The sequence below is a fragment of the Marinobacter sp. MIT932201 genome, assembly GCF_047123295.1.
Taxonomy (GTDB): domain Bacteria; phylum Pseudomonadota; class Gammaproteobacteria; order Pseudomonadales; family Oleiphilaceae; genus Marinobacter; species Marinobacter salsuginis.
Genome location: NZ_CP138917.1, coordinates 498,150 through 521,226 on the forward strand (window position 1 = coordinate 498,150; position 23,077 = coordinate 521,226).

Annotated in this window: 14 protein-coding genes and 1 pseudogene; 5 read left to right on the forward strand and 10 right to left on the reverse strand. The window is 56.8% G+C overall.

Annotated features, from left to right (window positions below; translation table 11 throughout):
* Window positions 1–29: 29 nt before the first annotated feature.
* The 9 genes and pseudogenes from SIC15_RS02260 to SIC15_RS02300 all read right to left on the reverse strand — a co-directional run.
* Window positions 30–12,086 carry an Ig-like domain-containing protein gene (locus tag SIC15_RS02260; protein WP_412537000.1) on the reverse strand — a complete coding sequence of 4,019 codons (12,057 nt, stop codon included), beginning with the start codon at window positions 12,084–12,086 and terminating at the stop codon, window positions 30–32.
* Window positions 12,087–12,724: 638 nt separating this feature from the next.
* A complete protein-coding gene (locus tag SIC15_RS02265) occupies window positions 12,725–13,447 on the reverse strand; it encodes a cytochrome c biogenesis CcdA family protein (RefSeq protein ID WP_303293666.1) in 723 nt (240 codons plus the stop codon).
* Between the two features lie 26 nt (window positions 13,448–13,473).
* A complete protein-coding gene (locus SIC15_RS02270) occupies window positions 13,474–13,950 on the reverse strand; it encodes a hypothetical protein (protein WP_011784773.1) in 477 nt (158 codons plus the stop codon).
* Between the two features lie 36 nt (window positions 13,951–13,986).
* Window positions 13,987–14,418, reverse strand: a complete 432-nt coding sequence (locus tag SIC15_RS02275) for a c-type cytochrome (RefSeq protein ID WP_011784774.1) — start codon at window positions 14,416–14,418, stop codon at window positions 13,987–13,989.
* Window positions 14,411–15,265 carry a WD40/YVTN/BNR-like repeat-containing protein gene (locus tag SIC15_RS02280; protein ID WP_011786664.1) on the reverse strand — a complete coding sequence of 285 codons (855 nt, stop codon included), beginning with the start codon at window positions 15,263–15,265 and terminating at the stop codon, window positions 14,411–14,413. Before SIC15_RS02280 ends, SIC15_RS02275 begins: the two co-directional genes overlap by 8 nt.
* A 10-nt stretch (window positions 15,266–15,275) precedes the next feature.
* Window positions 15,276–15,788 (reverse strand): DUF411 domain-containing protein, encoded by a 513-nt coding sequence (locus SIC15_RS02285; RefSeq protein WP_011786663.1) that lies wholly within the window; start codon window positions 15,786–15,788, stop codon window positions 15,276–15,278.
* Window positions 15,789–15,887: 99 nt separating this feature from the next.
* On the reverse strand, window positions 15,888–16,193 hold the full coding sequence (locus SIC15_RS02290; protein WP_011784777.1) for a hypothetical protein: 306 nt from the start codon (window positions 16,191–16,193) through the stop codon (window positions 15,888–15,890).
* A 110-nt stretch (window positions 16,194–16,303) separates the two neighbouring features.
* Complete coding sequence (locus SIC15_RS02295; RefSeq protein WP_223268882.1) at window positions 16,304–16,612, reverse strand: hypothetical protein; 309 nt, start codon at window positions 16,610–16,612, stop codon at window positions 16,304–16,306.
* A 386-nt stretch (window positions 16,613–16,998) separates the two neighbouring features.
* Window positions 16,999–17,364, reverse strand: a pseudogene (locus SIC15_RS02300) (Tn3 family transposase); the annotation flags it as partial.
* A 510-nt stretch (window positions 17,365–17,874) separates the two neighbouring features.
* Between SIC15_RS02300 and phnC the strand changes: the two are divergent.
* From phnC to SIC15_RS02325, 5 genes are read left to right on the forward strand one after another with little or no spacing between them, the layout of a single operon-like run.
* Window positions 17,875–18,720 (forward strand): phosphonate ABC transporter ATP-binding protein, encoded by an 846-nt coding sequence (phnC, locus tag SIC15_RS02305; RefSeq protein ID WP_011784779.1) that lies wholly within the window; start codon window positions 17,875–17,877, stop codon window positions 18,718–18,720.
* Window positions 18,717–19,580 carry a phosphate/phosphite/phosphonate ABC transporter substrate-binding protein gene (phnD, locus tag SIC15_RS02310; protein ID WP_011784780.1) on the forward strand — a complete coding sequence of 288 codons (864 nt, stop codon included), beginning with the start codon at window positions 18,717–18,719 and terminating at the stop codon, window positions 19,578–19,580. The genes phnC and phnD overlap by 4 nt, the downstream gene beginning before the upstream one ends.
* Before the next feature lie 10 nt (window positions 19,581–19,590).
* On the forward strand, window positions 19,591–20,421 hold the full coding sequence (phnE, locus tag SIC15_RS02315; protein WP_011784781.1) for a phosphonate ABC transporter, permease protein PhnE: 831 nt from the start codon (window positions 19,591–19,593) through the stop codon (window positions 20,419–20,421).
* Window positions 20,422–20,430: 9 nt separating this feature from the next.
* Complete coding sequence (locus SIC15_RS02320) at window positions 20,431–21,441, forward strand: phosphonate dehydrogenase (protein WP_011783502.1); 1,011 nt, start codon at window positions 20,431–20,433, stop codon at window positions 21,439–21,441.
* Window positions 21,435–22,295 carry a LysR family transcriptional regulator gene (locus tag SIC15_RS02325; RefSeq protein ID WP_011783503.1) on the forward strand — a complete coding sequence of 287 codons (861 nt, stop codon included), beginning with the start codon at window positions 21,435–21,437 and terminating at the stop codon, window positions 22,293–22,295. Before SIC15_RS02320 ends, SIC15_RS02325 begins: the two co-directional genes overlap by 7 nt.
* Here the strand turns inward: SIC15_RS02325 and SIC15_RS02330 are convergent.
* The gene (locus SIC15_RS02330) at window positions 22,210–22,779 is read right to left on the reverse strand and encodes a reverse transcriptase domain-containing protein (protein ID WP_081432065.1); all 570 of its coding nucleotides are present in this window, start codon (window positions 22,777–22,779) and stop codon (window positions 22,210–22,212) included. The genes SIC15_RS02325 and SIC15_RS02330 overlap by 86 nt on opposite strands.
* Window positions 22,780–23,077: the final 298 nt, after the last annotated feature.

Consider the following 23,077-nt stretch of genomic DNA (forward strand, 5'->3'; position numbering starts at 1 on the left):
GCTCCCAAGCATTCAAAAGGCCAACGTTTTCAATGACTTATACCTAGGGCGGCCAGCATTTTATGGCCGTGTGGCGCTTCATAAGCATCGCCTGTGGCGGCCAACGCAGATCGAACCTGATGCTCAAACGGCTGCCAGTCACCGCTGTTTGCTTCGGCAGGCCTATCCAGATTCAGGTCGATCTGAAGTGTTCGGTTTTCTCCATCAGACTGTTCGGCAATGATCTGAATGGACAGCTCTTCAGTTCCCTCGGGCACGGTACCGGTAATCTGGCCAGTGGCTGGATCAACCGTCAGACCCTGGGGCAGAGGCTCACCGTCAGACAGACGCCCGACATAGCGAGTCACCTCTGCCGCGTTAGTGTCCGCAATCGTAATATCAATCCGCCTTGCCGCAACTTCCATGGATTCCGCTATCAAGCCAATCCCTGACTCCTGGCCGGAATTGACCGTGACCTGCCCGTCAATGCCAACCGAGACTTCCATGCGATGATAACCCGAGCCAGCGTCAGGCAATCTTTGGCTCTGGGGATCGACCACATTGCCCTGTTGATCAATGATCACTTCCCGGGTCAACGTATTACCGTCCTGATCCACTCCGATAACACGAATCTGGGCCCTGTCAGTCCCCGGCGGCAGCTGACCTTTGATCTCACCCGTGTCCGGATCAACGGTCAGTCCTTCCGGCAGAGGACTGCCATCCGCCTGGGTTGCCTGGTAACGAAGCTGACCGACTATCTGGTCCGTACCGTCAGTGAACGGCGATAAGCCTGTGTCCAACGCATCCCTGAATAGCATGGGGCCTGCGCCGGTTTCGAGACCTGTATCGCTAATCACCCCCGCTGCTGGCGGTGTCTCGGTGATACTGATAAATACATCGTCACCACCGGCTGGTGGCTCGCCACCGCTGTCACCCGGAACTACCGGGGCATCCGGTATGGATGCTGGAGGCGTCACCGAAAGCTCAAACGGCTCGCTGACGGTTTCCCCCGTCAGATCCGTTGCAGTAATCGTCACGCCAAATGCGCCAGACTCCAGTGGTCTACCGCTGATTTCCCCGGTTTCAGGATCAATCGAAAGCCCCTCAGGAAGCCCTTCAGCCGAGTAGGTCAGCTCATCACCCTCGTCGATGTCATCGAAGGAGCCGGACACATTATTGGTGTAGTCGGCACCAAATGGTGTCCGATCATCGGGTATATCGATGGCCGTCGGCGCGTCGTTCTGACCGTTGACGGTCACTTCCAGCGTCGCCGTGTCGGTGCCGCCGTTACCATCGCTGACCCGGTAGGTCACTGAGGTGGTGCGGCTTTCGCCCGCTGCCAGGTCATCAAACTCACCGTTGGGGTCAAAGTCGTAAGAGCCATCGGGATTGAGGGTGAACTGGCCGCCATTGCTACCAGTGACCGCCGAACCGACGTTGCCCGGTACACCGTCAACCTGGTCAACGGTCAGGTCATCACCGTCTGGCCCGGTATCATTGTCATTGGCCAGCACATCGCCGGAGACTGGCGCATTCTCGGTCGAGCTGTTGGTATCGTCCGCTGCCACTGGCGGCGGATTACTGACCGTCCAGGTGAAGGTGGCGTCTTCGGTGCCACCGTTGCCATCGTCAACGGTCACCGTGACGTTGTACGGGCCACCCTGTGACGCGTTGAAATCAATGGTGCCGGTGATTTCACCGGTGGCCGGATCAATCGACAGGCCCGGCGGCAGATCCGTCGCCGAGTAGGTCAGGGTGTCGTTGGTGTCAGGGTCCGAGAAGGCTGTGGAGGTATCCAGAGCAACGGTTTCGCCGTCATCTGCGCTCTGATCCCCCAGGCCGGTGGTGACCGGCGAGTCGTTTTGACCGTTCACGGTCACTTCCAGCGTTGCCGTGTCCGTGCCGCCGTTGCCGTCGCTGATGCGATAAGTGATGGACGTCGAACGGGTCTCTCCCGCCGCCAGATCGTTAAAGTCGCCGTTGGGATCGAAGTCGTACGAACCGTCCGCATTGACGGTGAACTGGCCGCCGTTACTGCCGGACACAACCGCGCCCACATTGGCTCCTGACCCTTCGACCTGATCCAGCGTCAAGTCATCTCCATCCGGTGCCCCGTCGCTGTCGTTGGGAATGAGAACACCATTGGTGGCATCGCGGCTGATCGCGGTTTCTTCATCGGTGGCGTCAGTATCGTCAACCGCGACAGGCACCGGGTTATTCACCGTCCAGGTGAAGGTGGCGTCTTCGGTGCCACCGTTGCCGTCGTCAACAGTTACGGTGACGTTGTACGGACCACCCTGTGACGCGTTGAAATCAATGGTGCCGGTGATTTCACCGGTGGCCGGATCAATCGACAGGCCCGGCGGCAGATCCGTCGCCGAGTAGGTCAGGGTGTCGTTGGTGTCAGGGTCCGAGAAGGCTGTGGAGGTATCCAGAGCAACGGTTTCGCCGTCATCTGCGCTCTGATCCCCCAGGCCGGTGGTGACCGGCGAGTCGTTTTGACCGTTCACGGTCACTTCCAGCGTTGCCGTGTCCGTGCCGCCGTTGCCGTCGCTGATGCGATAAGTGATGGACGTCGAACGGGTCTCTCCCGCCGCCAGATCGTTAAAGTCGCCGTTGGGATCGAAGTCGTACGAACCGTCCGCATTGACGGTGAACTGGCCGCCGTTACTGCCGGACACAACCGCGCCCACATTGGCTCCTGACCCTTCGACCTGATCCAGCGTCAAGTCATCTCCATCCGGTGCCCCGTCGCTGTCGTTGGGAATGAGAACACCATTGGTGGCATCGCGGCTGATCGCGGTTTCTTCATCGGTGGCGTCAGTATCGTCAACCGCGACGGGCACCGGGTTATTCACCGTCCAGGTGAAGGTGGCGTCTTCGGTGCCACCGTTGCCGTCGTCAACAGTTACGGTGACGTTGTACGGACCACCCTGTGACGCGTTGAAATCAATGGTGCCGGTGATTTCACCGGTGGCCGGATCAATCGACAGGCCCGGCGGCAGATCCGTCGCCGAGTAGGTCAGGGTGTCGTTGGTGTCAGGGTCCGAGAAGGCTGTGGAGGTATCCAGAGCAACGGTTTCGCCATCATCCCCGGTCTGGTTGTCCAGCCCCGTGGTCACTGGCGCATCGTTCTGGCCGTTCACCGTCACTTCCAGCGTCGCCGTGTCGGTGCCGCCGTTGCCATCGCTGACCCGGTAGGTCACTGAGGTGGTGCGGCTTTCGCCCGCTGCCAGGTCATCAAACTCACCGTTGGGGTCAAAGTCGTAAGAGCCATCGGGATTGAGGGTGAACTGGCCGCCATTGCTACCAGTGACCGCCGAACCGACGTTGCCCGGTACACCGTCAACCTGGTCAACGGTCAGGTCATCACCGTCTGGCCCGGTATCATTGTCATTGGCCAGCACATCGCCGGAGACTGGCGCATTCTCGGTCGAGCTGTTGGTATCGTCCGCTGCCACTGGCGGCGGATTACTGACCGTCCAGGTGAAGGTGGCGTCTTCGGTGCCACCGTTGCCGTCGTCAACAGTTACGGTGACGTTGTACGGACCACCCTGTGACGCGTCGAAATCAATGGTGCCGGTGATTTCACCGGTGGCCGGATCAATCGACAGGCCCGGCGGCAGATCCGTCGCCGAGTAGGTCAGGGTGTCGTTGGTGTCAGGGTCCGAGAAGGCTGTGGAGGTATCCAGAGCAACGGTTTCGCCGTCATCTGCGCTCTGATCCCCCAGGCCGGTGGTGACCGGCGAGTCGTTTTGACCGTTCACGGTCACTTCCAGCGTCGCCGTGTCGGTGCCGCCGTTGCCATCGCTGGCCCGGTAGGTCACTGAGGTGGTGCGGCTTTCGCCCGCTGCCAGGTCATCAAACTCACCGTTGGGGTCAAAGTCGTAAGAGCCATCGGGATTGAGGGTGAACTGGCCGCCATTGCTACCAGTGACCGCCGAACCGACGTTGCCCGGTACACCGTCAACCTGGTCAACGGTCAGGTCATCACCGTCTGGCCCGGTATCATTGTCATTGGCCAGCACATCGCCGGAGACTGGCGCATTCTCGGTCGAGCTGTTGGTATCGTCCGCTGCCACTGGCGGCGGATTACTGACCGTCCAGGTGAAGGTGGCGTCTTCGGTGCCACCGTTGCCGTCGTCAACAGTTACGGTGACGTTGTACGGACCACCCTGTGACGCGTTGAAATCAATGGTGCCGGTGATTTCACCGGTGGCCGGATCAATCGACAGGCCCGGCGGCAGATCCGTCGCCGAGTAGGTCAGCGTGTCGTTCGTGTCCGCGTCCGAAAAGGCGGTGGAGGTATCCAGGGAAACGGTTTCGCCGTCATCTGCGCTCTGATCCCCCAGGCCGGTGGTGACCGGCGAGTCGTTTTGACCGTTCACGGTCACTTCCAGCGTCGCCGTGTCGGTGCCGCCGTTGCCATCGCTGACCCGGTAGGTCACTGAGGTGGTGCGGCTTTCGCCCGCTGCCAGGTCATCAAACTCACCGTTGGGGTCAAAGTCGTAAGAGCCATCGGGATTGAGGGTGAACTGGCCGCCATTGCTACCAGTGACCGCCGAACCGACGTTGCCCGGTACACCGTCAACCTGGTCAACGGTCAGGTCATCACCGTCTGGCCCGGTATCATTGTCATTGGCCAGCACATCGCCGGAGACTGGCGCATTCTCGGTCGAGCTGTTGGTATCGTCCGCTGCCACTGGCGGCGGATTACTGACCGTCCAGGTGAAGGTGGCGTCTTCGGTGCCACCGTTGCCGTCGTCAACAGTTACGGTGACGTTGTACGGACCACCCTGTGACGCGTTGAAATCAATGGTGCCGGTGATTTCACCGGTGGCCGGATCAATCGACAGGCCCGGCGGCAGATCCGTTGCCGAGTAGGTCAGCGTGTCGTTCGTGTCCGCGTCCGAAAAGGCGGTGGAGGTATCCAGGGAAACGGTTTCGCCGTCATCTGCGCTCTGATCCCCCAGGCCGGTGGTGACCGGCGAGTCGTTTTGACCGTTCACGGTCACTTCCAGCGTCGCCGTGTCGGTGCCGCCGTTGCCATCGCTGGCCCGGTAGGTCACTGAGGTGGTGCGGCTTTCGCCCGCTGCCAGGTCATCAAACTCACCGTTGGGGTCAAAGTCGTAAGAGCCATCGGGATTGAGGGTGAACTGGCCGCCATTGCTACCAGTGACCGCCGAACCGACGTTGCCCGGTACACCGTCAACCTGATCGACAGTCAACACATCGCTGCCATCGGGGTCCGTGTCATTAGGGTCAACAAGACCGTTGGGTGCATCACGGCTGACGACCGTGTTCTGATCGGTGGTATCAACATCGTCAGTTGCTGTCGGCGCATCGTTGGCACCGTTGATCGTAATCGTGAATGTCTGGTCACTTCCGGTGTCACTGCCACCGTTAGCGGTACCGCCATTGTCTGTGACACCAACGGTTAAGGTGACGGTTTCGGATTCACCTGCCGCAAGAATGTCGCTAGGTGTGAAGGAACGCGTGTTATTGCCATCCGTTGCCACCGTGAAGGCGGGCAGGCTATCGAACAACTCAGCAGCGGTGTATGTCGCGCCGTCGGAGATATTCGACACATTAAACGTAATGGTCTGAACATCTTCATCAGATCCACCACCCTGCTCCAACGACTCCATGAAACCGACGACCGTCTGGGTGCCATCATCTTCACCAACCGTGAAGTTCTGGGATGACGTAGCCGATGGTGCATCGTTAACAGGGTTTACGTCGGTTGACAGCTCACTGACTGTCGACCAGGTCGAGTCGTTACCAAGGTCGCCGGACAAATCCTGGCCCGTCGCCTCCACTTGCGCCGTATCGGCGAGGCGTACGTCCAGGCCTCCCGGCAAACTGATGTCGCTGTTGTAATCGCCGTCCACCGGCACAAATCGCAGGCGTGTATCGGCATCGTTTGCGAGTGTGACCGCATCGCTGTCGCTGACACTCGTTGAAATATCATTCCAGTTAGCGCCGCCATCAGAGCTGTACTGCCAGGTTCCCTGGGCAGCGGTCGCGTCGTTACCGACAATGGCAATGCCGCCAAGGGCGGTCGAGCTGTTACCGCCACCGGGAATCGCGCTCTGGTCATCCGTGGCATCGTCAAAAACACCACCGAACAGGTTGCCAATTGTCTCACCGGACGGGGCGAGGTTGCCCTCATCAATGGGGGCGAGCTGTGCATCATCGCTTTCCGGCCGGTCATTCACCGGGTCCACCGACGTCTGGATCGTCACAGTATCGGCCGACCAACGGCCCGTCTCCCCGGTACCGCCCTCGCTCGACAGGTCTTTCAGGTCGCCAGCGCCGGTACTTTCAGTGATCGCATCGATACTATCGCCATCGGCCAGACGCACGTCCAGCGTGCCCGGCGTACCGTGGAAATCCGGGGCCGGATCAAAGCGAATCTCGCGGCCCGCGTCGATAACCAGTGCATTGTCCGCGTCCAGACCCGTCGCCGGTACGTCTATCCAGCCTCCCGCACCATCACTGACCTGCCAGGTACCTTGGGCAGGGTCATAGTTGTTGGAGCCGGTAATGGCAATAAAGCTGAGCGCCGTCGAACTATCGCCGCCGTCAGTGATTGCTGTCTGGTCGTCGGTGTCATCAGAATAATTGCTTCCAAGCAGCGAGGAGAGCATCTGGCCCGCGCCAGTCTGATCTTCGTCCGTCGCGTTGACAGTGACGGGGCCGCCCGTGGCGTCCGGTTGATCATTGATCGGGTTGACCGTGATGTCGGCAGTCTGGGTGTCTTCTTTGGCACCCCCCGTACCTGTATTGCCATCGTCGTTCAGCGTCACCGAAATCTGATCGGAACCATGAAAATCTGCACCGGGTGTGTAGATCAGTCCGTCAAGCGCAGCGTTGATTTCCGCTTCACTGCCGGTGATGGTCAGAGTCGCGGTGTCATTGCCAGAAAGCGAGGCACCAGAGCCTGTGGCAGCCGAGACCGTGCCATGCTGAACGTCAACGGTGGCGATCATATCGGCGCCGAAATCATCCGGATCGGAAACCGTAAAGTTATTACCGTCGCCGCTGTTGAATGAAAGACTGGCATCCTCGTCAACGTCTTGCTGGCCAGGCGCTACGACAGTGGGGCCTTCGTTGACGCCTGAAATCTGGACATCAATGGTCCCGGTTGTGGTTTCGGCGGCGCCGACACCTTCAGCCAGTTGGGTTCCGCCGTTGGCAAGATCATTCAGCTCGACCGTAATCGTGACGACCCTATCCGCGTTGGGGTCTGTCGGCGTGAACACCAGGCCATCCAGAGCGTCATTCAGATCGCTGAAGTCTCCTTCCAGCACCAGCACTTCATCGTTGCCATCCAAGTCTGTCAAGCCTGTCGACCCAGACGCTGTCAGCGTTCCCTCACCCGGCTGGACGCTGACTGTCACTCGCTGGTTGTCATTGAACGGCGCATTATCGGCGTCGAGGTCATCTGCCAACGTTATGGCATTGCCGTTAGCGACGCTGAACGTCACGGAATTGCCACTATCCAGCGTCTGAGTTCCCGGCACCCCGACATCTGGCGCATCATTAACGGGATTAATGGCAATGCTGGTAGACGTTCCCGCAATATCAGTACCGCCGCCGCTGCCACTGTTGCCACCATCGTTGATGGTGATGGAAACGGTGTCATCATCCGCCAGGTCACTGGTGCTGCCATCCCGGCTGTGGAAATTCTCGTTGGCAATGTAGGTCAGGTTGTCCAGTTGGCTGTTGATCTCAGCGATTGAGCCGGTCAGAACCAGCTCGGCAGGGTCACTCGTTGAAGCATTGCCGTCGACGCTCAGATGGCCGTTGTTAACCGACACGGTGACCGTGACGTCCTCACCAAACGCATCCACATCCTCAAACTGATAGCCGGAAAGATCGAGCACCGTGTCTTCGTTGACCTTTTTGTTACCAGGGCTGGCTGTTTCAGTCGGATCATCGTTGTTGTTAGACGCCCGGAAATCCACGGTAACGGAAGACGTATTGTTGGCCTCGTTGATCGGCGTTCCGTCTTCGTTTTCGGTACCGCCATTGGCGCCACCCGTAAGATTGCCGCTAGCATCACGCGACCGATCATCGATGGTGACGTCCAGAGAAACGGTATCGTTGTAATCCTGATTGGCCAGCTCGATCTCAAGATTGGTCAGCGCAGCCTGTACATCGGCAAACGTACCCTGAATAATCAACGAACCATCGCTGTCGTCACCATCGACCTGGTTCAGCCCACTGGTGCTGCCGAGCGTAATCCCGCCGCTGGCAGAAAGGTTAAGCGCCGTGCCGTCGCTGTCTGTCAGCGCAATGGTGGCCTGGATAAAATCGGTTTCGCCGGCTGCCGCATCTACGTTGCCATCATCCACATCGGCATCGGCGATGGTCAGGGAATTACCGAAATTATGGGTAAAGGTCCCGAAAAGGTCGATGATTCCGTCGCCGTTGTTATCGATCTCCGGGGCATCGTTTCGGGCGGAGTCGACATTAATATTAAATGTCGATTCCCCGCCAGTTCCACCTTCGCTGTAGACATGGCTGTTAACCGAATCACTGATCTCGAATTTGAACTGGTCAGCAGACGATTCCGAGCCGTCTTGCTCATAACTCAGCGAACCGTTGTTGATGTCTGCCTGGGTAAACGTCGAACCGACGCCAAGACGACTGCCATTCAGTGTCAGGAACCCGTTTTCTGGCGCCTGTGTCAACCGGTACTGAAGTACTTCCGGGTCCGTATTGTCCGGGTCGACCGCCCTCAGCAGCGTGTCATCGATGACACCGGTACCACCTTCTGCGACGCTGAGCGGATTGTTGGCCGTGGTCTGTTCATCACCGTTCTCATCGGTAATCGTAGTATCAGCACCGGACTCATCTTGCGGAAGAATGGGCGCATCGTTCTGCGGCGCAACCGTAATATTCAATGTCTCGATACCGCTGACATTACCGACCGACGCCGAGCCCTGACCACTCTCGCTCAACGAGCCAAAAGTACCGGGAGACGTCAAATCGTCCCTGACTTCAACACTGAAACTGTCGGCGAAATTTTCGGTGCCATCGTGGGTATACCGAAGGCCACCAGCGCCCCCGTCCGCGGTTGCTGTCAGCAGGTCTGCCGACAGCAAATCGTCCGTTGTGACGCTAACCCAGTCACTGCCATTGAAGCGCTCCAGCAAACCGTTTGTTGGCAGGTCCGTGATCCGGAACATCAAATCATCCGCAACGGCTTCTTCGTTCGGATCATTCACGTCCCCGTTTTCGCCCGTCTCGTTGTCCACATCAACGTCGTTCAGGGCGATTTGGGCGTCCGTAATCCGGGTTGTACCGCCCTCAGGAAGCAGTGGCAGGTCATTCGCGTTGACCATGGGCGCGTCGTTGGTTGGAATGGCTTCCAGGGCGAAAGTCCGATCGAAGGTGTCGTTGGTGCCCGCCGATACGCTAAATCCGAAGCTGTCCTGGTGGTTCTCCGAACCATCATGGAAAAAGCTGAGCTTGCCGTCGTTGATATCCTGCTGGGTAAAGGTGTCAAACAGCCCAAGATCGGTACCATCCAGCTGCAGGGTTCCGTTGCCCGGCAACTGTGTCAGCCGGTAAATCGTTTCCTCCGCCGGAACTGCAATTGAATTCCCACCGCCGCCAGCGGTCCGCAGCTCGAAGGCAAGCTCACTGTCGGTAATAATTCGCGTGTCGTCACCACCGGCCAAGCCGTCATTTTCTTCAACCGCAGTGCCATCGTCACCAGTCAGGCCATTAACGGTTTCTGAGCCAACGACCACAGGGCCAACCAGCGACGGATCAGGCGCCCCAGGGCCGGTCCCACCCGACTCATCTCCGGAGAAATTGATCGTGAAAGTGTTGGTCTTGATGGAGCCATCCGGGTTTCGGACGGCTCCGTCCTTGCCTGGCTCGTTGAATGCCTTCTGAGTGGAATCGCGAACCTCGAAGTCAAAAGTATCGGTGTCACCGTCTGAAAAACTGTCTGTCTGGCGATAGTCCACGCGCCCGGCATTGATATCGGCCTGAGTAAAGCGGCCGCCAACGCCAAGGATCTGACCGTCAAGGCGCAACTCTCCCAGGGCCGGAATATCGGTAACCGTATAGACCACCCGATTCGCAGCGGTATCAATATCTGACGCATTGAGTTCACCGCTGGTGATCGGGATGACGTCGTCACCACCCGCGACGACGGTCACCGGCGAATTGTTGGCCAGCTCAGGGTCATCGTTGTTGGGCTTGACCTGAATATCAATGGTCTGCGGCCCGGAGCTCTCAGCATTTGCGCCACCAGCGCCGCCGCCAGCGTCCGTCACTTCGATATCAAAACTGGGGTTGGTCGCGTCGACTTCGTCGCCGTCATGGGCGAAACGCAGCCGCCCCGCCGCCAGCTCGCTGGCCGCAAACGTTTCGCCGCCCGTCAGCGCCTCACCGGCGTCCAGCTTGCCATTATCGTTTGCATCCCGGAAAAGGGTTCCTTCACCCGCATTGTCGATGTTGGTGATGGTAACCATCGAGTCGGCGATTGCGTCATCCGGGTCAGTGATGCTGAGACTGCCGCCAATGTCTGCCGAATCCATTACGGTGCCAGGGTTGCCGAATTCAGCTTCCGTTCCCTGACCTTCAAATACCTCGGGCGACCCGCCGATGGAAGGCGCGTCGTTCACCGGTTGAAGACCCACGACAATGTCGGTTGGACCAACATCCCCACTGCCGCCGCCATCATTGACGGTGACGCTGAAAGCATCCGTATCGCCTGGCGACACCTGACTGCCACTATGGGAATAGGCCAGACGGCCGTCACGCACATCCTGCAAGGAGAAGGTACTGCCTGACAGTAAAGTGTTGCCATCGAGTTGCAGAACGCCTTCGGATGGCAAAGTACTGCCATCGAGCCTGAACACTATTTGCTTCGCAAGCTGGGGGTTGGCGTTGCCCGGGTCAAGATCGGGATCCGTTATCCCGAAATCTGCTTCGGTCAGCGTGGTTGTACCGCCTTCATCGGCAGTCGGATTTCCCGGCGACAATGTCGGGGCGTCGTTGACAGAAGCAACCTCAATTCCGACGTTTTCACTGGTTGTGCTTTGACCATCGTCGGCCGAAATTGTCAGCGTGTCAGAACCGTTAAAATCACTGTCGGCCCTGTAAGTCAGTCCAGTCAAAGCATTATTGATGTCGGCTGCGCTACCACTGACGGAAACCGACCCGGTTCCGTCGCCCGATACCGTAAGGTTCGTCGTCTGCGCCAGCGTGATCGTGCCGCTACTGACATCAAGCGTTACATCAAGGTTATCCCCGTCAGCGTCGTCGACCGACACATCATTAATGACCAGATCCGTATCTTCAGAGGCACTCAACGCATCTTCAGGCACAATGACTTCCGGAGGGGCGAGGAGTCCGCCAAAAGCCTGTGCACTGAGGCTCGCGGCCTCGATATCGCCCGAGGTAACTTCCAGTATCCAGTCACCACCAAATTCTGCTGAGCCGGTCGCATCGACCGACGCAGCAACATCAATGCCTCCTGCAGCCTCTGACAGCTCATCAACAAAGGCACGACCTGCTGGCCCCTCGGCGACATCGCAGCCATAGAGCAAAAGGTCACCGTCCGGCCCAAGCGCGTCACCAATCGAGTTCAGGCTGTCGGCGTGCTGTTCCATGTTTTCGCTGCCAAGCGACGATGCTCCCAGCGTGATCTGCCCCGAATCGCCGTGGCCAAGAATATGAACACTGCCGTAGTCTCCTCCCTGGACTGTCTCCGCGATGCGGGCGAAACCGTCCTCGGCGGCATCAATCATGTAGACATCGGCGTCGGCGATGCCCATGGCCGCATCAACCAGTGCCTCGTGATCTTCTACACCGGAATCGATAAAAAATGCAGAGCGCTGATTTTCAGCTTTCGAGGATTCAGCTGCTGCACGTGCTGCATCAAGCGCACGACTTATGGGAGATCTTGCGGCAGGCGGTGTATCGTTGTTCGCAGGCGGCGTTGCGTCAGATGACTGACCAGAGAACGACTGATCGGTGGCGGCGTCAGCCGCCACACCAACGGCGGCGCCATCGAAAAGGATACGGGGCTCAAGAGCGCGAATAAGGGGCTGGCGGGGCGATTTGTCTTTTTTTAACATTAGGCTTAAATCTCGAGTCAGGAACTACTTCAGGGTCAACGAAACATTAATCAAACCCGAATCAACTAAATCTTTAGCCGAATACAAGAATGCTGAAGGACCGCTAATCGCGGCCCATCTCAAGCGTAGCGTTACCCGCCTTATTTGAATTCAACGTTGAGCCCTGCCGTGCTTTTCCCTGAGGCTTATAAAAGCAGTGTAACAGGGGCATTCAGCGGAGGTACTTAGGCAGCTCTATTCTCAACATACGCTCGAATTAAGTCAACCCGAAACGGAGCCTGTTTGAATGAGTCTCGGAACCTATGCCAAGACCAGTAAATATTTAAAGGGCAGTTGCCCCTTCTCCGGACGATTCTTTTGATGCGCGGCCAATGGCTGGCGTCATGATGCTCATATGAACGTTCGCTTTGCGACCCCTGGTCACATTCCGGGCTCTGAACAAAAGCGAACGTTCACCATCCTCCACTGCGAAGCGGTTTTTAATCTAGTCCTGAAGAACAATGAGCCGCTTCAATCGTTCGGCAATGCAAAACCATTAGTTAACGAAATGGCAGCCCCATTTGTTCATGAAACCTGTTTATACGCAGTATTTGAGTATGAAGCCATGGACCGCTCCCTGTAGTTTGGCTGTAGGAAGCTCAACCAAGCCTTCCGAGAACCGGAAACGTCGACAACATCCACGACGCAAAGAGTGTCATCCGACCGGTGAGCACCATTACTCCCATTACAACGAGCACCAAGCCAGCAAGCGCTCTCAGTAGTCTACTCCAGCGACTGAGCCAGCGTACTCGTTGCCGAAAGTGTTCAATAAACAGGGCAGTTCCGAGAAAAGGGAGAGCTAACCCGAACGAATACGCCGCCAGATACAGCATGCCAGCCTCAGCATTGGCATGGGTGGAGCTGAGCGCCAATATGGCCCCGAGTATGGGGCCTATACAGGGTGTCCAGCCGATGGCAAACGCGATGCCCAGGAGGAAGGCGGCAGTGGGGCGCCCGCCTTCAAGAGACTGCCCAATGCGCCAGTCCCGCTGTAACGCCGGCATGCTCCACCAACCCAACATAAACAGGCCCATTAACACGATGAGCACGCCAGCCACCAGGTTGGCCTCTTCACGATAAGCCATCAGCCATTGCCCAAGAACACTGGCGCTTGCTCCCAGGGCAACGAATACGAGACTGAACCCCATCACGAAACAAAGACTCAGCCAGAACGCCTTCAACCGATTTGAAGCCTCAGTCAGAGCGCCTCCGGTAACAACCGACAGGTAGCCGGGAACCAAGGGTAAAGTACAGGGTGAGAAAAACGACACGAGACCTCCGGCAAACGCGGCGGCAATTCGCCAGGTTGCAAGATCAGGCATTCAGCCCCCTAAGTTTTGTTAGTTCGTTAAACCGCCCAGAAATCAAATTTGATGCCTTCCTTGGACGTGCCGTTGTCAATGATGGCCCGTGCGCGCCATAGCATTTTGCCGGTACCGCATTCCGGCAGGGTAATGGTTCCCTGGTAAACACCCTGGGTATGCGGTAACAGCTGGGTGCGGACCACGCCCATGTACATTTCAAGCCCTTCGAAATCCACGATCAGGGAGTCGGCTGTCACGTTGCCGAGATACACACGGATGGGAATCTCTGTCATCGATTCGATGGCTTCATTACCTAAGCCGACTGTGATGGTTTGATCGCCCTTTCGCCCGATACACTGACCTTTGAAAGGTGCGCATCCCTCGGTGGCGTAAAAGGTAACACCGGCATCCAGATCAGGCTTCAGGTACTGTGGCAGCACGAAGATTGCTGTGACCACAATGCTGAAACCGATGAGGCCGAATAACCATGACCACTTCTTAAAAAGCTGTTTCAATGCCATTTTCCAGTTACCAAAGACTTGAGGGAGGGTTGTTCGTTATTCCTGACTTTCGTTAGGTTGATAGCGGCGCTGGTCCTCGGTCCAGAGTGTTTTCAGGTAGTTGATCACCGACTGAATTTCCTGGTCGGTGAGGGTGTCCTCAAATGCTGGCATGGTCAGGCGGTCTGTTTTGTTGAAGGGATGCCGCCATCCCTCGGCAATCATCCTGAACAGCATGGCATCACTGTGGCGCCAGGTGTGGCCTGTCTCATCGTGAGGCGGTGGCGGCATTTCGCCTTTCTCATCCGGTTTGTTCCAGTCGGCCGCACCTTCACCCTGCCATCCGTGGCAAGCGGCGCAGTATTGCTCATAAATCTGGCGGCCCTCGGTTACTCCGGCCGGCACGCTGCCACTGTCTGTTGGCGCGCCCCCCGCCATCACAAGGGCCGGGGCAACGAGCAAGACCAGCGGGAAAGACCACTTATTCATAAACAGGAACCCATTCGCCAGAGGCGTTCTGCGAAAGCAACTCTCCGTTTTCAGTGCCGACCACGAGTCTTTCCGTGGGCGAGAACGTCAGAGCGGTCACCGCTTGGGGTATCTCAAGGCCAGCCCAGGTTTCGCCACCGTCAGAACTGCGGTGAAGTTCCCCCTCGATCACGGCGTAGACGTTTTCCGGGGCCCAAGGATCGTAATCAATGGCGGAAACAGTTCCTCGCAATTCGCCGGCATCGCCCCAGAAGCAGAAACAGTCCATGGATCGGGCCACACCGCGGGTGGTGCCGGCGAACAGCCAGCCACTTTCCATGCTGCCTGGCATATCGGAGTGCAGGAAGGCCTGCACCGGCTCCCGAGGGCCATTGTCTACCTTCACCCATTCGGCACCGTCGTCCCTGGATCGGAACATGCCGCCGTCACCGAGATAGGCGTAGAGCGTATCCGGTTGGGTGGCGTGGGCGGCAATCGCCGTGACACCCAGGTCCGGCAGGGTGTCATTGAGGGATTGCCAACGCTTGCTGGCCTCGTCATAGCGCCAGATGCCAAGGCCAGGCCCTGCCAGGTACAGGCTTTCGTCTCCGCCCTTTGCCATGGACCGGGGCTGGGCGCCGGAATCGGACGGTGGCAGGGGGATCTCGGTAGTGTTCTGGCTATCCAGGGCAAACAGACCGCTCTGCCGAAGCACCAGCAAAGCGCCAGATGAGTCCGTCGTCAGCGCTCTCACTGCTTGGCCCTCATTCACAGACTGGGCTTGAACCAGGGTCGGCATGACAGCCACGAACGCGAACAGAAAAAGTCTGGAGACTGCTGAATTCAGGCGGGAAACCATTGCTCTCATAGGGCTGACCTCAGTAATCCTTGTGCTCACGGAAAACCTGTTGCTGGCCATTGGCGTTAAAGGCAATGACCTGGTAATCGTCCTTCCGGCCGGTTTCCATGCCAGGGGTGCCATGGGGCATTCCGGGTACAGACAAGCCGGCCGTGTTGAATTGCGGATCCTCAAGGTAGGCCAGGATGTCATTGGCCGGCACATGCCCCTCAATCACCAGATCATCAACCAGTGCGGTGTGGCAGGACGCCATATCGCGTGGCACGCCATGCTGCTGTTTAATTTCATTAAGGTTGTCGGTTTCAACGATTCGGGTGTCAAAGCCATTGGTCGCGAGGTGCTCGGCCCAGGACTGGCAGCAACCGCAATTGGGGCTCTTGTAGATGGTGATGGTTTGGCCTGCCTCTTCACTCTCGGTTAGAGAAGCCGACGGCTGGGCGGATTCGTCGGCCTGGAGGGCCAATGTGGTGGCGCCAGCGCCGATAACGATAGCGGCTATACCCGTATACAGGGCGAGTTTCTTGGTCTTCATGGGAAATCCTCGTTTGTAATCGCTTATGGGCAGTGCAGGGCTCGGGGGTGCACATGCATCCCCGGCCCAGAGCTTCAGTTCATGAGGGTGCCCAAATGGTTATTTGGCGCCGGTGTCTTTGTCTTTCATGCCACCAGGCATGCCATCGTCGCTATGAGCCTGCATCATCTTCATGCAAGCCTCGGTCATGGCTTTACGGTCTTCCGGGGACATATCTGACATCATGTTCATCATCCCCATCATGCCGCCCATACCCTCCATACCGTGCGAGGACATCATGCGGCTGTGTTCGGAATGACCAGCCATCATGCCGGCGCCTTCGCCATGGGCAAGGGCAGAGAAAAGGGCGACGCTGCCGGCCAGAACGGCGGCGGTTACGGTGAGCTTGAGATTTGAATTACGCATTTGATTCACTCCAGTTAAAGCCTCGTTACGGATGAACGGAAGTACGAGACTTTGTTGCAAGAATTAACTTCAAAGAGCTTGCCGCGATGGGCAAAAACCCGGGTTAAAACTCAGGAGTGATGTTCTGGAGGGGGTGTAATAGAGGCCAGGAACGGATTCTGGTAAAGGGCCGCTCGGCCGATCAACACCGTTTGGGAACCGGTGTCGGTAAAACCGATAGAATGCCCCGGTAGTAGGGCAAAGCTTACGTTGACGCCGCATTTGACCGGCCCAGTGGCGCTTGGACAGGCCATTTCCGGGGCGGAAACACAATCCGGTTCTGTGTCTGAGGAGTAAGCGGTGTCTTCAGTCTGGTCCATCATCATGGTGCCGCAATCCGCCATCGCTGGCTCCGCCTGGCCGCCTGCTACTTTTGACAAAGCAAACGCCGGCGCGCTGATCACAAGAAGCAGTGATAGCAATAGGGAGATGATTGGGCGGTTCTTTGCGGACATCCTGATCTTTAGCACCAAGCTTTGAGGACATGAGCTCTGACATGCAATTACTCTGTCAGTTCCGAAGATCTTAGCACTTTTCTATTCCCAAAACACACTCGCCCGGTCGGAAAGGGAGTGGACTTTCCGATGACTAGCTGAACGTCTTATTTTGGCGCGGAGGAGGACTGGCAACAGTGGCGTTTGGCTAATCGGGCGAATACGACGGAGTGTCATCTCGCAGACATTCAAAGGCTCGACGAAGGATTACGCGTGGTTGAAGGGATGGGGGACAGAATGGGGTCAGCTCACGAAACGGAAAAAATCGTACGCTAAGACCTCTGCAGTGTTCGTAACGATCGGTACTTTCCTTGTTCGACCTGTTTGTCCTGCTGCCAGATATAGTCGCCGGTCAGGTTGATGTGCTCCCAGCCCAAGGGAGAAAGATGCCGCAGAAGCGTCTCGTCGATATCCCGGCCGTCTTCGCGCAGTGCTTGAACCGCCCGCTCCATATAAACCGTATTCCAAAGGATAATAGCGCTGACGACGAGATTGAGTCCGCTTGCACGGTAGCGTTGATTCTCGTAACTGCGATCGCGGAGTTCACCGAGCCGGTTCAGGAAGACGGCACGAGCCAGCGCGTTCTTAGCCTCGCCCTTATTCAAACCAACCTGCACGCGGCGACGCAGTTCGACGTTTGCAAAAATTGCCACGACTATTGAAATCGTTTTTTGGCCATCCGGATTTGGCTTATATCTCCGGGTAATGTTCGCTTACTTTATTTCGAATTAGTAAGTGCAAGGCTGTCCTTGCCCACCCTTAAGGCCACACCTTGAATTGCTGCCCGTTTCCAGATCCACCCCACCATAGTCAGCACCTGGAAGCGCGACCTATTGGAGAGCGCGTCCGACCTCCTCGAAGGCAAGAGTATAGTCGGTAAGCAATTCGATGAACTCAGCACGGACGAACTGTACCGTGAGATTCGCCGACTGACGGTGGAACGCAATTTTTGTTGCTTAAGCTCCTGGGTGGCTCGTTCCACTTTGGCTGAGCTCCATGTATTTCACAGAGCCCTTCGGAAAATCCTTGCGAACCAAAAGCACTTCATCAACCTGTCACGTCAGTGACACGACAGTGTCATCTCTCAGCTTTACCGTTCAATTGTAACTCGCAATACGGCGAGCTTATTTATTGCAAAAGGTGATCCTGTGGCGCCAACTCAATCAACCAATGTGATGCTTCGAGTCGAGAGTATGGGCGTAACCTACCCGGGAAACGTCCTCGCGCTCAAACCCACCAACGTTCACTTTCACAAGGGCGAATTCACCGTGCTACTGGGACTTTCAGGCGCGGGTAAATCCACTCTGCTTCGTTCACTGAATCACCTGGTTAAGCCCACAACCGGGAAGGTTGTGTCTGGCGAGTTTGGTGAACTGACCAACCGTAGAATCCTGCGACAGCACCGCAGCCGCACCGCCATGGTGTTCCAGCATCACCAGCTGATCGAACGATACACCGCGTTACAGAATGTGCTGACAGGCAGACTTGCGTATCACGGTACTTGGCGAAGCCTGCTTCCCCTGCCCCGGCAGGACCTGGAGTTGGCTCTGCAATGCCTCGACCGCGTAGGTCTGGCTGACAAAGCGCTTTCCCGAGTAGATCAGTTGTCCGGCGGCCAGCAGCAGCGGGTTGGAATCGCCAGAGCATTGGTGCAGCAACCATCCATGATTCTTGCCGATGAGCCCGTTGCCAGCCTGGATCCGGCCACTTCTGAAAAGGTACTCGGCCTACTGCGCGATATTTGTCAGGAAGATGGAATCACCGCGGTTATTTCCTTGCACCAATTGGAATACGCCCAGCGTTTTGCAGACCGGATCATCGGCCTTTCGAACGCTCATATCGTTTTTGACGATGCTCCTGAAAACCTGAAATCGAAACACCTGGACGAGATTTACCACCGTTCACCCAGCGTGGTAGCTGCGGAAGGCAAACCAGCCATCCATAAACCTAAGACCACCCCGATAACGACAGACGTACTGGAGATAGCACAATGAAGACAATGATTCACTCTTTGCTGGCTCTGATAATGATGCTCGGCATCCATTGGTCAGCCCATGCCGCAGATACAGACCCTGATCTTTTGAAAGTTGCCTTGCTGCCGGATGAGAACGCGTCAGAACTGATCAAGCGAAACCAACCTTTGAAGGATTACCTGGAAACCACTCTTGGTAAGGAAGTAGAACTGATTGTTACCACCGATTACTCCTCCATGATCGAAGCCATGCGTTTTGGCCGAATTGACCTGGCTTACTTTGGTCCGTTGTCCTATGTGATGGCCAAGAGTAAGAGTGACATTGAACCCTTTGCCGCCATGGTGGTAGACGGGAAGCCGACTTATCGCTCCATCATTATTGCCAATGCGGACTCTGGCGTTGGCTCCTTCGCGGATATCAAAGGCAAGAAAATGGCCTACGGTGACCGCGCATCCACTTCCAGCCACCTGATCCCCAAGACCGTACTCCTTGAGAAGGCAGAGCTCGAAGCCGGAAAGGACTATGAGGCTCATTTCGTCGGTAGCCATGACGCTGTTGCGGTTAACGTCGCCAATGGCAATGCCGACGCCGGAGGGTTGTCCGAAGTTATCTTCGAGCATGTGATGGACCGCGGTTTGATTGATCGGAGCAAGGTCAAAGTGCTGGGCTACAGCGGTGACTTTCCTCAATACCCCTGGGCCATGCGTTCGAACCTGGCCCCTGAGCTGAAGAGCAACATTCAGAAAGCCTTTCTGCAGATCGATGACCCGGAGATTCTCGACAACCTGAAGGCTGAGGGATTCGCGGCAATTACCGACGAAGATTACGATGTCATCCGCGCTATGGGTGGCCTGCTCAATCTTGATTTCGCAAAAATGTGAGGAGTGCCCCATGAACTATACAACGACGGAACCGGCGACTCTGTCGCCGGCCCCGTCGGCCTCCGTGCTGGATGAGCACGCGAAAGGCTGGCGGAAAAAACTCGGACAGTCGCTGTTAGTGCTGCTCATCATTTTTGTCGCAAGTTGGTACGTAGGGCTGCTCAATTTCAATACACTTGCCAATGGCGTGCCAGCCATAGGCACACTCATTGGCGAATCTCTTCCACCTGACTTCACCAATGTGGCCAGCTGGGTGTCGCCGTTAATCGACACGCTTGCGATGAGCATTGCCGGTACTGCCATTGCAGTAACCTTGTCTGTGCCACTGGCATTCCTGGCTGCGCGCAACACCTCTCCACATCCGGTGGTGTTCCAAGTAACTCGAACCCTTTTAAACGGTTTGCGTTCAGTCCCGGAACTGATCATGGGCATCATCTTCGTGGCTGCTGTTGGTTTTGGGGCGTTGCCTGGCGTACTGGCGCTCGGTCTTCACTCCATTGGCATGGTTGGAAAGTTTTTTGCCGAAGCGATTGAGCATGTAGATGAGGCGCCAGTGGAAGCGGCCGATGCTGCCGGCGCTACTCGCTTGCAGGTGCTCTATCACGCCGTGCTGCCACAAGCACTTCCTCAATTCGCGGACGTGTCCATTTATCGCTGGGAATACAATTTCCGTGCCTCGACCGTAATGGGCATGGTGGGTGCCGGTGGTATTGGCTTCGAATTGATGGGCTCGCTGAGAATCATGCAGTATCAGGAAGTCAGCGCCATTCTCATTGTCATCTTGTTGATGGTCACCGTCGTGGACAGTCTCAGTGGCCGCCTTCGTAAGAAATTCAAATAAGGAACGTCGATGAAACCCAAGGTTGTGATAACCCATAAGATCCATGACAGTGTTCTGGATGAACTTGCCCAAGATTGCGAGCTGGTCACCAACCAATCCGGCGCCACGTTGCCCCAGGAGGAAGTGGCTGCGCGCGTTGCAGACGCTGATGCGATGATGGCGTTCATGCCAGACCGAGTTGGAGTGGAGTTCCTACAGGGGTGTCCGCGCTTGAAGGTGATTGGTGCAGCCCTGAAAGGCTATGACAACTTTGATGTGGATGCCTGCACGCGTCATGGGGTTTGGCTGACATTTGTACCGGATTTGCTAACCGTGCCTACTGCAGAGCTAACGGTCGGGCTGACGATCAGTCTCACCCGACAAGTCAAGGCGGCGGACCACTTCGTTCGATCCGGTGAATTTACTGGCTGGACACCACGCTTCTATGGGCAGGGGATCGAAGGCTCACGGATTGGTATTGTGGGTATGGGGGCCATCGGCCAAGCGGTGGCGCAGCGCCTGAACGGATGGGGAGCGGATTTAATCTATTCCCAGCCGGAACGTTTACCCGTGCAGCATGAGCAGGCACTGGGTTTGTCCCATACTCCCCTCAAGATGCTGCTGGCCCAGTCAGATATTGTGATCCTGGCACTGGCGCTCAATGAGCAAACCCTCCACACCATTAATCGCGAAACGCTAACAGGAATGAAACCGGGCGCATTCCTTATCAATCCCTGCCGTGGATCTGTGGTGGATGAGGGTAGTGTTCTGCAAGCGCTTCAATCCGGTCAGTTGGGGGGGTACGCCGCTGATGTGTTTGAGATGGAAGATTGGGCGAGAGAAGATCGTCCGAGGGAGATCGCCCAGGGGCTCAGGGCCCACCCCAACACGCTGTTTACTGCTCACATCGGATCGGCAGTCAGCCAGGTGCGTCTGGCTATCGAGCAACGCGCTGCTCGGAACATTCTGCAAGTGCTTCGGGGTGAGCGGCCGGGTGATGCGATCAATGATCCCAGTGGCCGCGAGAGCGGCCCATGCTGAATCTTGTCTGGCTGAAGAGTTTCGTGGCGGTGCTGGACCACAACGGGTTTCAGGCCGCAGCCCGCCAGTTGGACATCGCACAACCCACACTGTCCCAGCACCTTCAAAAACTCGAAAACCAACTTGGCGTTTTATTGGTCCACAGGGGGCGCTCTGGCTGTGAGCCAACCCGGGCTGCCTTAACCTTGTTGCCTTTTGCCCGAAGTCTGCTCCGGCTGGAGGAGCAGGCGAGATCTTCCATTATGGAGGCTCGACTTCGCGTTGGGGCGAGCTCCAATATTGGGATTTATATGCTCCAGCCCTACATCCGTCGTTACAAGGAGCTGGGCGTAGGGCCCGAGGTGGATGTGGTAATAGATTCCAATCCGACTATTGCACGGCATTTATCGGACGGTGAGCTGGACGTGGCGATTATGGAGTGGTGGCATGATCTACCCGGATTCCATGCTCAGGCGTGGCGTAACGAGCCCGTTGTTCTAATCGTTCCGCCTGGTCACCCGTTAGCCCGTCGAACCGATATCGACCGCGATACGCTGTCTAACATGGCTCTGATCGGCGGCGAACCCGGCACCGGCACTGGCCGGCTTTTGGCGACCTACTTCGGTGAGCATGGGCCATTTCCGACGGTATCTATGCAGCTGGGTAGCACCGAAGCCGTCAAGCAAGCGGTTAAGGTCGGACTTGGCGCATCGTTGGTGCTTGAAAGTTCTGTACGGGAGGAGGTCCAAAATGGAAGTCTGGTGGCTATTCCCGTGAGTGAGCCTGGCCTTAGCAAGGAGCTGATGGTGATTTATCCGAGCAGCCTGGACAAACACAGGCCAGTATACTCGTTTGTTGGGCATCTCTGTGAATAGCTATTGGGTCCACCTCACGCATATCTAGCTGGGAATGCAGATACTGAGCCTCACGCTCACTTCGACAACGCAGTATTCCGTCATCTGCATATCGGCAGAATGGGATATCCGGATGACGAACGGTCAGCCAACGATCCAATGCATAATGCAGAAACAGGTTTGCCAGAACTGGCGATAACGGGCCACCTTGTGGTGTGCCAACGTTCCGTCGTTCCTGCTTACCATCTTTCGTCTGCATCGGTGCCGTTAGCCAGCGCCTCACATACAGCAGCACCCAGGATTCAGAGCAATGGTGGTCAAGAGCCTTGAGCAATAGCTCATGATCAATATGATCAAACAAGCCACGGATGTCATACTCCAGCACCCAGTCCCTTTCCCAGCACCGCTTTCGCGTGATCACAAGCGCATCATGCGCGGATTTCCCGCACCGATACCCGTACGAGTCCACATGAAAGACAGGTTCCAGGATAGGTTCCAGCGTCATAGTAACCACAGTTTACGCTATACGATCGCTAACCGTGGGTACCCCGAGCAATCTTTCTCCTCCACTTTTCTTCGGAATTGGAACTGCTTTGACGGACGGTGGGAAATAGCTGCCGGAGGACATCCGATTCCAAATTAGATAGAGGTTCTTACTCAAGTCTCGATCAAAGTCCTGAATCGTCTGGCCATCTACACCGGCCGCACCTCGATTTGATTTAACGCGCTGATACGCCTTCCATACCTGGCGCTTGGAATTTTTTTCTCTAATTGCGGAAATACCGAAATTAGATAAAACACAG

What these genes read in the sequence shown, in the direction of transcription:
- SIC15_RS02260 (WP_412537000.1), bottom strand. Translation starts at nt 12,086, where the DNA reads ATGTTAAAAAAAGACAAATCGCCCCGCCAGCCCCTTATTCGCGCTCTT.
- SIC15_RS02265 (WP_303293666.1), bottom strand. Translation starts at nt 13,447, where the DNA reads ATGCCTGATCTTGCAACCTGGCGAATTGCCGCCGCGTTTGCCGGAGGT.
- SIC15_RS02270 (WP_011784773.1), bottom strand. Translation starts at nt 13,950, where the DNA reads ATGGCATTGAAACAGCTTTTTAAGAAGTGGTCATGGTTATTCGGCCTC.
- SIC15_RS02275 (WP_011784774.1), bottom strand. Translation starts at nt 14,418, where the DNA reads ATGAATAAGTGGTCTTTCCCGCTGGTCTTGCTCGTTGCCCCGGCCCTT.
- SIC15_RS02280 (WP_011786664.1), bottom strand. Translation starts at nt 15,265, where the DNA reads ATGAGAGCAATGGTTTCCCGCCTGAATTCAGCAGTCTCCAGACTTTTT.
- SIC15_RS02285 (WP_011786663.1), bottom strand. Translation starts at nt 15,788, where the DNA reads ATGAAGACCAAGAAACTCGCCCTGTATACGGGTATAGCCGCTATCGTT.
- SIC15_RS02290 (WP_011784777.1), bottom strand. Translation starts at nt 16,193, where the DNA reads ATGCGTAATTCAAATCTCAAGCTCACCGTAACCGCCGCCGTTCTGGCC.
- phnD (WP_011784780.1), top strand. Translation starts at nt 18,717, where the DNA reads ATGAAGACAATGATTCACTCTTTGCTGGCTCTGATAATGATGCTCGGC.
- phnE (WP_011784781.1), top strand. Translation starts at nt 19,591, where the DNA reads ATGAACTATACAACGACGGAACCGGCGACTCTGTCGCCGGCCCCGTCG.
- SIC15_RS02320 (WP_011783502.1), top strand. Translation starts at nt 20,431, where the DNA reads ATGAAACCCAAGGTTGTGATAACCCATAAGATCCATGACAGTGTTCTG.
- SIC15_RS02325 (WP_011783503.1), top strand. Translation starts at nt 21,435, where the DNA reads ATGCTGAATCTTGTCTGGCTGAAGAGTTTCGTGGCGGTGCTGGACCAC.
- SIC15_RS02330 (WP_081432065.1), bottom strand. Translation starts at nt 22,779, where the DNA reads ATGACGCTGGAACCTATCCTGGAACCTGTCTTTCATGTGGACTCGTAC.